The organism is Massilia horti (assembly GCF_004614195.1).
Lineage (GTDB): Bacteria > Pseudomonadota > Gammaproteobacteria > Burkholderiales > Burkholderiaceae_D > Telluria > Telluria horti.
The window spans coordinates 1-14,586 of record NZ_SPUM01000020.1 but is presented as its reverse complement, the minus strand read 5'-3'; the positions used below and the strand labels follow the sequence as shown (position 1 = coordinate 14,586).

11 protein-coding genes are annotated in these 14,586 nt (G+C 65.2%); 8 read left to right on the top strand and 3 right to left on the bottom strand.

The window, feature by feature from the left end; genetic code table 11:
- Positions 1-22: 22 nt before the first annotated feature.
- Positions 23-2,410 carry a bifunctional salicylyl-CoA 5-hydroxylase/oxidoreductase gene (locus E4O92_RS03015; RefSeq protein ID WP_135188275.1) on the bottom strand — a complete coding sequence of 796 codons (2,388 nt, stop codon included), beginning with the start codon at positions 2,408-2,410 and terminating at the stop codon, positions 23-25.
- Positions 2,411-2,597: 187 nt separating this feature from the next.
- On the opposite strand from E4O92_RS03015, the gene E4O92_RS03010 reads away from it, so the two are divergent.
- The 8 genes from E4O92_RS03010 (at position 2,598) to E4O92_RS02975 (ending at position 13,246) form a co-directional block, all read left to right on the top strand.
- Positions 2,598-3,758 (top strand): pyridoxal phosphate-dependent aminotransferase, encoded by a 1,161-nt coding sequence (locus E4O92_RS03010; RefSeq protein WP_135188274.1) that lies wholly within the window; start codon positions 2,598-2,600, stop codon positions 3,756-3,758.
- The gene (locus tag E4O92_RS03005) at positions 3,755-5,989 is read left to right on the top strand and encodes a hybrid sensor histidine kinase/response regulator (protein WP_135188273.1); all 2,235 of its coding nucleotides are present in this window, start codon (positions 3,755-3,757) and stop codon (positions 5,987-5,989) included. Before E4O92_RS03010 ends, E4O92_RS03005 begins: the two co-directional genes overlap by 4 nt.
- A gap of 216 nt (positions 5,990-6,205) precedes the next feature.
- Entirely contained in the window at positions 6,206-6,661 is a 456-nt protein-coding gene (locus tag E4O92_RS03000; RefSeq protein WP_135188272.1) for a nuclear transport factor 2 family protein, read from the top strand.
- Positions 6,658-7,293, top strand: a complete 636-nt coding sequence (locus tag E4O92_RS02995; protein ID WP_135188271.1) for a methylamine utilization protein — start codon at positions 6,658-6,660, stop codon at positions 7,291-7,293. Before E4O92_RS03000 ends, E4O92_RS02995 begins: the two co-directional genes overlap by 4 nt.
- Positions 7,294-7,295: 2 nt before the next feature.
- Positions 7,296-9,605, top strand: a complete 2,310-nt coding sequence (locus E4O92_RS02990) for a putative bifunctional diguanylate cyclase/phosphodiesterase (protein ID WP_135188270.1) — start codon at positions 7,296-7,298, stop codon at positions 9,603-9,605.
- Positions 9,606-9,805: 200 nt separating this feature from the next.
- Entirely contained in the window at positions 9,806-11,437 is a 1,632-nt protein-coding gene (locus E4O92_RS02985) for a Na+/H+ antiporter (protein ID WP_135188269.1), read from the top strand.
- Between the two features lie 248 nt (positions 11,438-11,685).
- Entirely contained in the window at positions 11,686-12,849 is a 1,164-nt protein-coding gene (locus E4O92_RS02980) for a DNA topoisomerase IB (protein WP_135188268.1), read from the top strand.
- A gap of 85 nt (positions 12,850-12,934) precedes the next feature.
- Positions 12,935-13,246, top strand: coding sequence for a hypothetical protein (locus E4O92_RS02975; RefSeq protein ID WP_135188267.1), 312 nt, complete (start codon positions 12,935-12,937; stop codon positions 13,244-13,246).
- A 54-nt stretch (positions 13,247-13,300) separates the two neighbouring features.
- Here E4O92_RS02975 and E4O92_RS02970 read toward each other — a convergent pair whose 3' ends face one another.
- Together E4O92_RS02970 and E4O92_RS02965 are read right to left on the bottom strand one after the other, a co-directional pair.
- Complete coding sequence (locus E4O92_RS02970; RefSeq protein WP_135188266.1) at positions 13,301-13,741, bottom strand: DUF4019 domain-containing protein; 441 nt, start codon at positions 13,739-13,741, stop codon at positions 13,301-13,303.
- Positions 13,742-13,903: 162 nt separating this feature from the next.
- Positions 13,904-14,359, bottom strand: coding sequence for an SET domain-containing protein (locus E4O92_RS02965; protein WP_229482985.1), 456 nt, complete (start codon positions 14,357-14,359; stop codon positions 13,904-13,906).
- Between the last annotated feature and the right edge of the window lie 227 nt (positions 14,360-14,586).

Here is a 14,586-nt window from a genome sequence, read left to right as displayed (position 1 = left end):
TTGGCTCCTTTGGTTTGTTTTCTCAGCCCTCGAGCAGGCGGGCCGCGATCTGCTGCGGCGTCAGGCCGCTGCTCGCGGCGATTTGCCGTTCGCGTTCGAGGTTGCGTTCAAGCTGCAGCTTGGCCATGCGGTACTGGCGCGGCCATGGCAGTTCGGTAAAGCCGATCTTGGCGGCCTCGGTCAGGGTCCATGCAGGATTGGCCAGGTGCGGCCGTGCCACCGCGCACAGGTCGGCACGGCCGGAGGCGATGATGCCGTTCGCATGGTCCGCCTCGTAAATCGAGCCCACGGCAATGGTCGCAATGCCGGCCTCGTTGCGGATGCGGTCCGCGAACGGCGTCTGGAACATGCGGCCGTACACTGGCCGCTCTTGCTTGCTCACCTGTCCGGACGAGCAGTCGATCATGTCGGCACCAATCTCCTTGAACAGGCGCGCCACCTGCACCGCATCATCCGGCGTGATGCCGCCCTCCACCCAGTCGTGCGCCGAGATGCGCACGCTCATCGGCAGGTGCGCCGGCCACGCGGCGCGCATCGCCGCGAACACTTCGAGCGGATAGCGGCAGCGGTTCTCTAACGAGCCGCCGTAGGCGTCCTGGCGGCGATTGGTCAGCGGCGAGATAAAGCTCGACAGCAGGTAGCCGTGCGCGCAATGCAGCTCGATCCAGTCGAACCCCGCCTCGGCGGAACAAAGCGTGGCGCGCACGAAATCGGCCTTGATGCGCTCCAGGTCATCAATCGTGGCCTCGCGCGCGAGCTGCGACACGCCTTCCAGATACTGCTGCGGCGACGCGGAAAGCAGCGGCCAGTTGCCGTCGTCCAGCGGCTGGTCGGTGCCTTCCCACATGGGGCGCGTCGAGCCCTTGGCGCCGGCGTGCCCGAACTGGATGCCGATCTTGGCGTCGCTGTTGGCATGCACGAACTGCACGATACGCGTCCATGCCGCCGTGTGCTCGGGAGCGTACATGCCCGGGCAGCCGGGCGTGATGCGCGCGTCGGCCGAAACGCACGTCATCTCCGCCATCACCAGCGCGGCGCCACCCATCGCCCGGGCACCCAGGTGCATCAGGTGGAAGTCGCCCACCAGCCCGTCCTCTGCCGAATACTGGGCCATTGGCGAGACCACGATGCGGTTCTTGAGCACGGTGCCGCGCACCTTGAACGGAGTAAGCATCGGCGGAATGCTGCGGCGCGTTTGCGGCAGCGGCAAACCGGCGGATTCGAAAGCGCGCGCGGCAAGCCAGTTTTCCAGCCGCTCCACGTAGGCCGGGTCGCGCACGCGCAGGTTCTCGTGCGACAGCCGCTGGCTGCGCGTGAGCAGCGAATAGGCAAATTGCTCCGCCTGCATGGCGGTGTAGCGCCGCACGTTCTCGAACCATTCCATCGAATTGCGGGCGGCGCTTTGGAGCTTGAGCACTTCGGTGGAGCGGGTGCGCACGTATTGCGCAAGCGCCTCCCCCAAGTGCGTGGGACGCGGATTTAATGAACGGGCCAGGTCAATCGCGTCCTCCAGCGCGAGCTTGGTGCCCGAGCCGATCGAAAAGTGGGCGCTGTGGGCGGCGTCGCCCATCAGGACCACCGGTACCTGGCGGCCTTCGATCGTGTTCCAGTGGACCCACTCGCGGCACATGATGCGCGGGAAGCGAATCCACATTGCCGGGCCAGAGAGGTGCGGCGCGTTCGTCATCAAACCATGCCCGTCGAGATAGCGCGCGAACAGCTTTTCGCAAAAGGCCACCGCCTGCTGCTGGTCCATCGCATCGAGCCCGGCCGCGCGCCAGACCTCGTCCGGAGTTTCGACGATGAAGGTCGAGGTGTCGCCGTCGTACTGGTAGGCGTGCGCCTGGAACCAGCCGTGCTCCGTCTCCTCGAATGCGAACGTGAAGGCCTCGAACTTCTTCCTGGTCCCCAGCCAGATGAAACGGCATTGGCGGGTGTCGATATCAGGCTGGAAGGTGTCGGCATGGCGGCTGCGGATGCGGCTGTGGATGCCGTCGCCGGCGATCACCAGGTCGGCTTGGTACTGGCGTGCGAGCGCCACGTCATCCTGCACCTCGGTCTCGAACACCAGCCGCACGCCCAGTTCCTCGCAGCGCCGGTGCAGGATGTCGAGCAGGCGCTTGCGGCCGATGCCGCAAAAGCCGTGCCCGCCCGAGCGCACGGTCTGGCCCTTAAAATGGACCTCGATGTCGTCCCAATGGTTAAAGGAGCGCAGAATCGCGCGCGCGCTGGGCTCGTCGGCGACGGCCAGGTTGCCCAGCGTCTGGTCGGAAAACACCACGCCCCAGCCGAAGGTGTCGCCTGGCCGGTTGCGCTCGACTACCGTGATCTCGTGCGCGGGATCCTGTTTTTTCATCAGCAGTGCGAAGTACAAGCCGGCCGGCCCTCCGCCCACGCAAACGACTTTCATTGGCGCTCCCTGTTCTAGACTTACTCATATTACATGGATCAATATTTTAAGGGTCAACGAATCACAGGAACAGTTGTCCCAATCGCGTGCGGCACGTCGGTAAATATTTAGTACAATCAGGAAACGTGCAGGCCCCATGCCCACGGCAGATGGCAATCGATTCCAATAACTTACTTTCTGAACAATAATGAATATTTCAGCAAGGATCGCCTCTTCCCGACCGCTCGCCACCACCGCCATGCACGGGCGGGTTGAAGCATTACGCAACCAGGGCGAGCCGGTGATCGACTTCTCGATTGCCATCTCTCACTTCCCGGCGCCAGGGCCGGTGCTCGACGCGGTCGCCACCGCGATCGACCAGCAGCGCACCATGCCCTACACCAGCGTGGTCGGCGCGCTGAAAGTGCGCGAAAACCTGAGCGCCAAACTGCGGCTTGAAAACCACATCGACGCGGACACCGACGAAATTATCGTGACCAACGGCGCCAAGCAGGCGCTGTACGAGGCATTGTATGTAATGACAGACCCGGGCGACCGGGTGATCGTGTTCCAGCCCCACTGGCCCGCTTATGTGGCGACCTCCCGGTTGATGGGCCTGACCCCGATCCTGGTCGACCTGCCTGACGAGATCACCCCGGCCTTCCTGGACACCATCGAACCGGCCAAGGTCCTGATCATCAACAATCCGCACAACCCCACCGGCAAGGTGTACACGCGCCAGGAGCTCGAGCACATCCTGGCCTGGGTCGAGCGCACCGGCATGCAGGTGATCGTCGACGAAAGCTACGAACACCTGATCTTCGAAGGCGAACACGTGAGCTTCGCCGCGCTGTGCGACTGGCGCAAGGTCGGCGTGGTGACCATCTTCTCGGCCTCGCAAAGCTACGCCATGATGGGCTGGCGCGTCGGCTTCGCGCTGGCGCCGAAGGAAATCGTGAACGCGATGCAGACGCTGCAAGGCCCGATCACCGCGGCCGCGCCCTACATGTCGCAGCTCGCCGCCGTCGCGGCCTTCGCCTGCGGCACCCCGGGCGAAATGATGGCCGACTACCGCATGCGGCGCGACCTGGTGGTGCAGGCGTTCAGCGAGGTCCCCTGGATCATCATGCACAGTCCAGCATCGGGCCCCTACCTGTGGGGAGACATCCGCGCGCTGACCATGGACTCGGTCGACTTCTCGGAAGAGCTGCTGGGCGCCAGCCAGGTGGCGGTGATGCCGGGCGACGCGCTTGGCGTGCCGGGCTTCATCCGCATCGGCTACATCTCGGACGACGTCGCCACGCTGATGGATGGCGTGCGCCGCATTATTGAGTTCGGCAACGCATACAAAGGCGTGGCAAACCGATGAAATCGGGATTCCGCGGCTTCCGGCTAAACTCTTTGCGCAGCCGGCTGATGCTGCTGGTGGCACTGGCGATCGCGCCGATCGCGGTGATGACCGTCGTTAATGGCGTGCGCGAACGCGAACAGGCTATCCAGGCATCGGAGGAAAACCTGCGCCGCCTGACTGGCCTGGCCGCTGCCAACGAGGCGCAGTCGATCGAGGGCGCGCGCCAGATCCTGGTCGACCTGGCGAGCGTGCCCGACCTGATGGGCGACACCACGAAGTGCAACGCCCTGCTGGCCGACGTCCTGGACCGCAACGAAGGCTACGTCAACTTCGGCCTGATCCAGCTGAACGGCGACGTGACCTGCAGCGCGGTGCCGATGCTGCACCCGGTGAACCTGGGCGACCGCAGCCACTTCAGGCGCGCGATCGAGGAGCGCCGCTTCATCGCCGGCGACTACGTGTTCGGCCGCGTGATCCGCAAGCACACCATCAACCTGACCTACCCCGTGATCGACCGCTCCGGACGGGTGGCGGCGGTGGTGTTCGCCGCGATGGACCTGGCTGGCCTTGACACGTTCATCAACGATATCAGCCTGCCGCCGGGCTCCGTGCTGGCCACCGTCGACGCGCACGGCACGATCATCTCGCGCCGGCCCGACCCGGAACGCTGGTTCGGCACCAAGCTTTCCGCAAGCACCCTGGAGGCGATGGCGCATCACGGGCAGCGGGCGGTGGTGATCCGCGGCGACGATGGCATCGAGCGCATGCACGCCTTCACCCGCGTCGGTCCGCCGGCGCTGACCGACTACACGGTCACGATCGGCATTCCGACCGAGACCGTGATAGCTGCCGCGCGCCACGACCAGATGATGTCGCTGCTCGGCCTTGGCCTGACCACGGCGCTGGCCCTGCTGGCGGCCTGGCTGGCGGGCGACATCCTGATTGTGCAGCGCGTGCGCAAGCTGCGCGACACGGCCGGGGCCATCGCCGCCGGCAACCTCGATGCGCGCAGCGGCATCGAGTACGGACGCGAAGAGATCGGCAAGCTGGCCGAGGCGCTCGACGAGATGGCCGCCACGCTGCAAAAGAAGGAAGCGGCGCGCAGCCTGGCCGAGCGCGAACTGCGTGCGGCCGACCAGCGCAAGGACGAGTTCCTGGCGATGCTGGCGCACGAACTGCGCAATCCCCTGGCGCCGATCAGCACCGGCGCGCATCTGCTCAAGCTCCTTCATTCGGACAACGCGCAGATCATCCAGACCTGCTCGATCATCGCGCGCCAGGTCGACCACATGACCAGCCTGGTCGACGACCTGCTGGACGTCTCGCGCGTCACGCGCGGGCTGGTCTCGCTGTCGACCCAAGTGCTGGACCTGAAGAGCGTGATCGACGACGCGGCCGAGCAGATCCGGCCGCTGATCGCCACCCGCCGCCACAAGGTCGTGCTCGATCTGCCGCCTGACCCGGCGCACGTGAAGGGCGACCACAAGCGCCTGGTGCAGGTGGTCGCCAACCTGCTCAACAACGCCAACAAGTACACGCCCGAGGGCGGCCGCATCGAACTGAAGCTGGTCGAGGACGGCTCGGACTACGTGCTCTCCATCACCGACGACGGCATCGGCATGGAGGCGGGGCTGGTGTCGCTCGTGTTCGAGCTGTTCACGCAGGCCGAACGCACGCCCGACCGTTCGCAGGGCGGCCTGGGCCTGGGCCTGGCGCTGGCGAAAAGCCTGGTCGAACTGCATGGCGGCAGCGTCAGCGCCTACAGCGCCGGCCTGGGCAAGGGCAGCACCTTCACCGTGCGCCTGCCGCGCTACCTGCACGAGGTTTCCCCCCCGGCGGCCCTGCCCGGCAATGAAGCGGGGCCGCTCGCGGCCGGCCCGCTGCGCGTGCTGGTTGTGGACGACAACGTGGACGCCGTCCACACGCTGCAGCTGTTCCTGACTGCGGCCGGCCACCAGGTCGAGATCGCGTACTGCGCGGTCGACGCGTTCGAACTGGCCAAGGTGTTCGGCCCGGACGTGTGCCTGCTCGACATCGGCCTGCCCGACTTCGACGGCAACGAGCTGGCGCGGCGCCTGCGCCGCACGCCGCATGCGGCCAACGCGACCCTGGTCGCGATGACCGGCTACGGCCGCCAACAGGATCGCGAGGCCGCGATTTCGGCCGGCTTCGACCAATACCTGGTCAAGCCGGTCAATACGGTGCGGCTGTCGGAGATTCTGTCCGGCGTGGCGGCGGCGCAGCAATAACACGCGTTGCCGGTGCGGCGGCAAAGCGCCGCACCGCGCGACCGTGGCGCGATCGATACTTGCCGGCAACAAATAGTGCCATTTAGGCTGCATAATTCGCAGTGTTTCCGTGTATCATTAACAATAGGTATTGGTGAATACTGGCCAAAATGACGCGCCCGCAATGCGGACGAAAGTGTTTCCACTTCTAAAACAAGAACGATAGGAGGCTGTGCGATGACCTGGGCTCTCAAGAAATACGGTTCGATCCTGGCGGTGGCGGCGTTGTCCTTTTGCCTGGGCCACCCCGCCTTCGCCGGACCGCTGGACGAAGCCAAGGCGCAAGCCCACCTGAACGCCGTCGCGGCGGGCGACCTGGATGCGCTGATGCGCGATTACACCGACGACGCCTACATGGAATGGGTCGGCGGCCCGCTCGACGGGCGTTACCGCGGCAAGGCTGCCATCCGCGCAGTCTGGGAGAAGTTCATCGCCGCCAATGCCGGCAAGCCGCGTCCCGCGAATGTTGGCAAGCTATCCGCCTTTGCCAATCCCCGTGGCACGTCACTGCAAGCCAAAGCCGAATATGGCGGTGCGCTGCCACTGAAGGTCTTGCATGTGCTGACCTATCGCGAAGGCGAGCTGACCACGGAACTCTGGCAGATCGCACCGGCCCTGCAGATCGATCAATGAGGCGCCGCCAGGCAACGTTCCTGGCGTTGTTGTTCGGGCTGGCGGCCCAGGCCGGCGCCGCCAGCGTCGAGGCGCTCGTACAGAACCCCGGCCGCCTGCCGGTCGCCGACGCGGCCGTGGTACTAATGCCACTGTCGCCGCTTCAACCCAAAAACCGTCCAGCGGCGACCATCGAGCAGCGCGGCAAGGAATTCCTCCCCTACGTGACGATTGTGCAGACCGGCACGGCAATCGACTTTCCGAATAACGATACGACCAAGCACCACGTCTACTCTTTCTCTCCGAGCAAACAGTTCGAGATCAAGCTGTATGCGGGCAATCCCGGCCAGCCGGTGGTCTTCGACAAGCCTGGCGAGGTTGTCATAGGCTGCAACATTCATGACTGGATGGAAGCCTATGTTCTCGTCGTCGATACGCCGTACTTCGCCAAAACCACAGCGGACGGCCGGGCTGTGATCGCCAATGTGCCGGCCGGGCGCTACCGGTTGCAGCTGTGGCACCCGCTGCAGAAGGCCGTGCAGGCGCCAAGCGAGATCGAGGTGGGCAACTCGCCTGTCCGTCTCAAACTGGCGCTGGATGTCAAGCCGCGCGAACACAAACCAAGAACGGACGGGGATCCGGACCACTATTAGTCATGGCATCGACGTCTCTTCGGTGGCGCATCGTCATCACTTTTGTCGGCTTGCTGGTGCTCGTCATGGGGCTGGTCCTCGCGCTGGTGCACACCAGCAGCGAGCGCATCGTCAGCAGCGAAGCCAAGCGGGAACTGGCGCTTGGCGCGAAGGTGTTCCAGCAGCTCCTCGAACAGAACCAGCGCCAGCTGGAAACGGCAGCGACCGTGCTGTCCGGCGATTTCGCCTTTCGTGAAGCGATCGCCACGCAAGACCAGCCTACCGTGCGCTCGGTGATCGGCAACCACGCGCGCCGCATCCATGCGCAAGTGATGATGGTGGCCAGCACGGATGGCCGCTTGATAGCCTCCACCCAGCGCGAAATCGCGCAGGGCGATCCCTTCCCCTTTCCGGACTTGATCGACGCCGCCGAGGCGGATGGCAAAAGCGCGGGCTTTCGGCAGATGCGCAATGGACAGCTGTATCAGCTCGTGCTGGTACCCATCATGGCCCCCAGGCGCATCGCCTGGGTGGCGATGGGGTTCCGCGTAGACGACCGCTGGGCCAGCGATTTTGCCGGGATGGCCGGGCTTGCCGTGCACATTGTCCGCGCCGGCCACAACGAACCTGCGCTGCTGGCAAGCTCGTTCGAGGGGGCACAACGCTCGCACTTCGCCCAGGCGCTGCTTGCGGGTGGCGATTCGCAGCCGATGGACGCTACCCTGTACCAGACCGCGCGCCTGCCCCTGGACGGCGACATCAAGGCAGTGCTGCAGCTTCCGGTGGCGCAGGTGCAGGCTCCGCTCAACACGCTCTTGGCCAGGCTGCTGATGGTGATCGCGGTGGCGACGATCGGTTTTGCCATTGGCAGCACCATGCTCGCACGAAGAATCGTCAGGCCGCTGAACGACCTCTCGGCTGCCGCACGCCGGATTGCCATGGGCGATTACGGACAGCCGCTCCCCAGGCTGGGCGGCGATGAAATCGGCCAACTGGCAACGAGTTTTGCGCACATGCGCGAAGGCATCGCCAGCCGCGAAGAGCATATCATCCGGCTCGCATACGTCGATCACCTGACCGACCTTCCCAACCGCACCAAGTTTCTCGAGACATTCGAACAACTGCCGGCCAATTGCGCGGGCGCGGTGGCGATTCTCAATCTCGACCGCTTCGCACTGATTAACAATGCGCTTGGCTATTCGGTCGGCGATCGGCTGCTGCGCGCGATCGGCCAGCGGCTGTGTCATCTCGTACCACAGTCAGGCATGCTCGCCCGGCTGTGGGGCGACCAGTTCGCCTTCCTGCTGCCGGATGCCGACCGCGATGCGGCCAGATCGTTTGCCAACTCCGTGCATTGCACGCTGCGCGATCCGATCACGCTCGATGGCCAGCGCCTTGATGTCGGCGGGTGCATCGGCATCGCGCTCTATCCACAAGATGGCGCCGACGCGAGCACGCTGCTGCGCCGCGCGGAACAGGCCATGGATGAGGCCAAGCGCCGTCATGCCGGCATCGCGTTTGTGGGCGAGATCGGCACCGAACCGGCACACGAACAACTCTCGCTGATCGGCGACATGCGCGAAGCGATGGTGAACGGGGACTTTAACCTGGTCTACCAGCCCAAGCAGGCGCTGCAAGCCGGGCGCATTGTGGCAGCGGAAGCGCTGCTGCGCTGGCGCCACCCGCAGCGCGGCATGATCGCGCCGTCGCTCTTCATCCCGTTCGCCGAGCAGACCGGGTTCATTCGCGAGATCACGCCCTGGCTGCTGGAATCGGTGGTCCGGCAGCTTTCGAGCTGGCACGAAAGCGGGCTCGACATCACCGTCTCCGCCAACCTGTCCGCACTGGACCTGCTCGATCCAGGCCTGAGCGTGCGAGTCAGGGAACTGCTGGAACGCTACGCGGTGCCGCCCGGCCGGCTGTGCCTGGAGATCACGGAAAGCGCGCTCATGGCCGATCCGACGGTGGCGCTGGCGCACCTGGCCGACCTGGCCGCGCTGGGGATCAAGCTGTCGATCGACGATTATGGCGTGGGCCAGGCATCGCTCGCCTACCTGAAAATGTTGCCTGTACACGAGTTGAAACTCGACCGCAGCTTTATCACCGCCATTCACAAAACGCCGAGGAACGCTGCGATTGTCGAATCCACGATCATGCTGGCCCATGCGCTGGGGCTGATCGTGGTCGCCGAGGGAGCGGAAACCGAGGCCGAGATGCGCTGGCTGGTCGAGCACGGATGCGATGTCGCGCAAGGGTACTTCATTGCGCGGCCGATGCCGGCGCAGCAATTGCCCGGCTGGATAGCCTCGTTCCGATTGCTCGAAGCCTCGTAGGGGGCGCGGGGCCGCCGAGGACCTGTGCGCACGCGGTACGTTTGAGTTGAGTTGGCGGTTCGCTCGGCTCACGGTCAACGCCAACACGGCGCTAACGTCCGCGTGCGCACAGGTCCTCGGCGGCCCCGCGCACCCTACAACAGCCGTCACGCGCCAGCCCCGGCAATGCCTTATCATCCTAACTTTGCCAGGGAGTCGTAATGGAGTCGGTCGAAGTCGTGCTTGCGATGCTGCTGGCGGTGGTGGCCAGCGGTTACCTGGTGCGCATGCTGCCGTTTCCGCTCCCGCTGCCACTGGCCCAGATCGCGCTGGGGGCGCTCATCGCAGGCGTGTTCGAGCACGGCATGACGCTCCAGCCCGAGATTTTCTTCCTGCTGTTCCTCCCTCCCCTGCTGTTCCTGGACGGCTGGCGCATTCCGAAGGTGGGCCTGTTCCGCGACAAGAACACCATCCTCGAACTGGCGCTGGGCCTGGTGGTGTTCACCGTGGTCGGCGCCGGCTACCTGATCCACTGGCTGATCCCGTCGCTGCCGATCGCGGTCGCGTTTGCGCTGGCTGCGATCCTGGCGCCGACCGATCCGGTGGCAGTGTCCGCGATCACCCAGCGCGTGCCGGCGCCGCGGCGCATGATGCACATCCTCGAGGGCGAAGCCCTGCTCAACGATGCCACCGGCCTGGTGTGCTTCCGGTTCGCGGTGGCCGCCGCGCTGACCGGGCACTTTTCGCTCGCCGACGCTTCGCTCACTTTCGTCTGGGTGGCGTTGGCCGGGGTCGCGTCGGGCATCGTGATCACGGTCGCCGCCGCGGCCGGGCAGCGCTGGCTCACGGGCCGGCTTGGCGAGGAAGCCGGGACGCCGATCCTGGTCAACCTGCTCATCCCTTTCGGCGCCTACCTGGTGGCCGAGCGCCTGCACGCGTCGGGCATCCTGGCCGCCGTCGCGGCGGGCATCACGATGAGCTATGTCGAACTGTCCGGGCGCGCGCACGCCACCACCCGCGTACGGCGCGCGGTGGTGTGGGACACGGCCCAGTTCGCGCTCAATGGCATGATGTTCGTGCTGCTCGGCGAACAACTGCCCGACATCGCGCGCGGCGCGCTGCAGGCCACCAGCCCCGACAGCCATCTCGACCTGTGGTGGCTGGCCGGGGTCGCGCTGGCGATCGCGTTCGGGCTGGCGCTGCTGCGCTTTATCTGGGTCTGGGTGTCGATGCGGCTGACGATCCTGAACCGGCGCCTGCAGGGCAAGCAGGTGTACGTGCCGAACATCCGGCTGGTGATCGCCACCTCGCTGGCGGGCGTGCGCGGCGCGATCACCATGGCCGGCATCATGACGCTTCCCTTGACCCTGCCGGACGGCGCCCCCTTCCCCGGCCGGCACCTGGCGATCTTCCTGGCCTCGGCGGTAATCATCGTATCGCTGGTGCTTGCCAGCGTGGGGCTGCCGCGCCTGCTGCGCGGGCTCGAACTGCCGGAGGACCATTCGGTCGAATCGGAAGAAGAACGCGCGCGCCACGATGCAGCGGTGGCGGCGATTGCCGCGGTCGAAAAGGCCAGCCACGCGCGCATGGCAACGGCCGACGAGGCCGAACTGGTCAACAGCGCGACCGAGCACGTCCTGGGCCTGTACCAGCACCGGCTGGGCGGCAGCGCGGCCCACATGGACCCGGCCAAGGTGCGCTACGCCGACCAGACGGAACGGGAATTCCGCCTGACCGCACTCAAGGCCGAGCGCGATACCATCCTCAAGCTCGCGCGGCGCGGCGAGATTTCGGACGACACCGCGCGCAAGCTGCTGCGCCAGATCGACCTGGTCGAGGCGCGTTACCGCTGAGCGCAACGCCGCGCCGGCTACGTGACGTCGCGAACAGTGCGCGCGGCACGCCGGACGTAAGATGGACGGACCTGCCGGCATTGGGGTCAGAGTCGAATTAATCGGCAATTGTCATATGTTTCCCAACAATTCGACTCTGACCCCTATTGGAAAGTGGGGTCAGAGTCGAATTAATCGGCAATTTGCAAAGTTTCCCGATAATTCGACTCTGACCCCGGCGGGTACGAACCCCTTGTGGAAGCAGCCCGATGAAGAGTCAAGACCATGAAGCGCTGAACCTGGCCGATCCCCCGGCAGCGGCCAGGGCGGCTGGGCTGCGCTACGTGCACGACAATCAGCCCGGCATCCGGCGCGAACGCCAGGGCGAGGTGTTCCGCTACGTCGATGCCGCCGGCGACCTGGTCGCTGACGCAGATACGCTCGCACGCATCAAATCGCTTGCAGTGCCGCCAGCCTGGACCGATGTCTGGATCTGCTCCCTTCCCAATGGCCACTTGCAGGCGACCGGGCGCGATGCCCGGGGCCGCAAACAATACCGCTACCATCCGAAGTGGCGCAACGTGCGCGACGAAGTCAAGTACGAGCGCATGATCAACTTCGGCAAGGCGCTGCCCGCTATCCGGCGCGAAGTCGACCGCGCCCTGCGCCTGCCGGGCCTGCCGCGCGAGAAGGTGCTGGCGACCATCGTCTACCTGCTGGAAGCGACGATGATGCGCATTGGCAATGACGAGTACGCGCGGGAGAACAAGTCGTTCGGCCTGACCACGCTGCGCAACCGCCATGTGCGGATCGATGGCAGCGACGTCGAATTCCGCTTTCGCGGCAAGAGCGGCGTCTGGCACCAGGTCCAGGTGCACGACCGGCGCCTGGCGCGCATCATCCAGCGCAGCCGCGACCTGCCCGGGCAGGACCTGTTCGAGTACGTCGACGACGATGGCCACATCCGCGCCGTCGGCTCGCATGACGTGAACGAAAACCTGCGCACGCTGACCGGCGAGGACTACACGGCCAAGGACTTTCGCACCTGGTCCGGCACGGTGCTGGCGGCGCTGGCGCTGCAGGAGTTCGAACGGTTCGACTCGCAGGCGCAGGCCAAGAAGAACATCGTGCGCGCGATCGAGTCGGTGGCCGAAAAGCTCGGCAACACGCCGTCGATCTGCCGCAAATGCTATGTGCACCCCGCCGTGATCGAATCCTACCTGGACGGCGCCGTCTTGCAGGTGCTGCGCGAGCGCACCAGGAACGAGCTGGTCGAAGGCTTGCATGCGCTGCAGCCGGAGGAAGCGGCGGTGCTGGCCCTGCTCGAGGAGCGCCTGCAACATGCCCGGCCGCCTGAGCCCAAGCCATCCCGTCCGCGTCGCAACGTCGCTGCCCGGCAAACTGGAAAGACACCACAGCTTACTCAGGGATGAACCCTGCCATTGGGCCTTGGGCTAATTGCGCTCCCTCGCGCTATCCGGAACAATCCGGTGGCATGGCAGGCATGGGGAGGCTCAAATGAACAAGCGGTATTACGTACTGGCGTTGATTCCTGCGCTGATCCTGGCGGTCGGGTTACCTTTTGCGAATGCCCAGGGCGATCATCGGATGATCGACAAGGTGGCGGATAAAGTGATCGCCCATTATCAAGGCGCCAGCTGCGAGCAATTGATGGCCAAAAAAATGCAGCCGCCATCGCCCGAAGAGGCCCAGAAGAAAGAAAAGCTGGTGAATCTACTGCACAAGGATCCTGCCGCGCGGACCGAGTTCCTCAACAGGGTCGCAGGGCCCATCGCCAACAAGATGTTCGAGTGCGGAATGATCCCGTGAGCATGGTGGCGGCTGCCGGCTGCCTCAACCATGACACGCGTCAGCGGGAGAAAATCAAGGCAGGACGTAGTAGCCCGACACCTTCCAGCTGCCGTCCTTCTCGCGCATCGGGGTGACGGTTTCGGTGGCGTGCCCCTTCTCGCCGTTGGTATCGTACTGGATCACGACATACTCCCCATCGGGCGCCCCGGCGAGCGAACGCGTGTACGTGGCCGTGCGCAGCTGGCGCCCGATCACCTTGCCGAGTGATGCACGTGCCGCGGGCAACGAGATGGCCCAGAGCGACTTTGATACCGCGGCCTGGAACATGGAAGCCGACTGATCCCAGGTGGCGTTCGCATCACCGGCGTCGGCCTTGGCCAGCCATTGGTCGGCAACCCGCTTGGCGTCATCGATCGAAACCTGCTTCGCGTTGTCGGTCTTCAAGCCTTCCTGCGCCTGGACCATTGGCGCGGCAGCCAGGGCGACGGCCAGCGAAAGAGCAACCCACTTCATGCGTTTCCTCCTGAGTCGACAAATGTTGAACAGTTTGCCTGATCATGAAACAAAGTCAACAGGGGGAGGTGACTTGCTGGCTCACGGCGACCGGCGGTTCAGTGAAGCGCCAGTGGCGCTGTTCCCGCCTGCCCGGGAACGACGTGCTATCTTGCCGCGCAATCAGGCTGCAGTGGCTTTTTTCTGTCTGCGCTTGGGCGCGAGCATGGTGCCGGTGCAGCCCGGCGTGCCGCAGCGGCAGGCGAACAGGCGCTTCAAGGCAGGCGTGTGGCGCTCGTCATAGATCAGCGCGTAGTTGTAGTTCAATTCCTCGCCCGCCTCGATGTCGCGCAGCGCGTGGATGTAGACCCGGCCGTCCTCCTCGTACGCCTCGCAATTGGGCGTGCAGGCATGGTTGATCCAGCGCGCGTCGTTGCCGCGGCTGCCGCCATCGATCACGCGCCCGTCGTTCAGGCTGAAGTAGAAGGTATGGTTGATTGGGCCGCCGCGCTCCGCGGCGCGACGTGTGGCCTCGTCCCACGTGATGCGTTCGCCGCGGTATTCGATAATGCGTTCGCCCGCCGCGATCGCGCGCGCCGCGAACACGCCTTTGCCGTGGATCGGTGACGGGCGGACCATGCACGCTTTCTGTTTGCCGGGGGTTGTCATGGTGAGGCAGTCGAAATAGAGCGATGCCTCATTATGGCCTCAGACCGCGAAGATGGCGTAGGGTGCGCACCCGTGCGCACGCGGTTCGCAAACGCAGCGTCCTGAAACAGCAGCCGCGAGTCAGCTCACGGGACTAAAGATAGCACGTCGTTCCCGGGCTCGGCGCCCCCCTTGGCGGGAACAGCGCCACTGGCGCT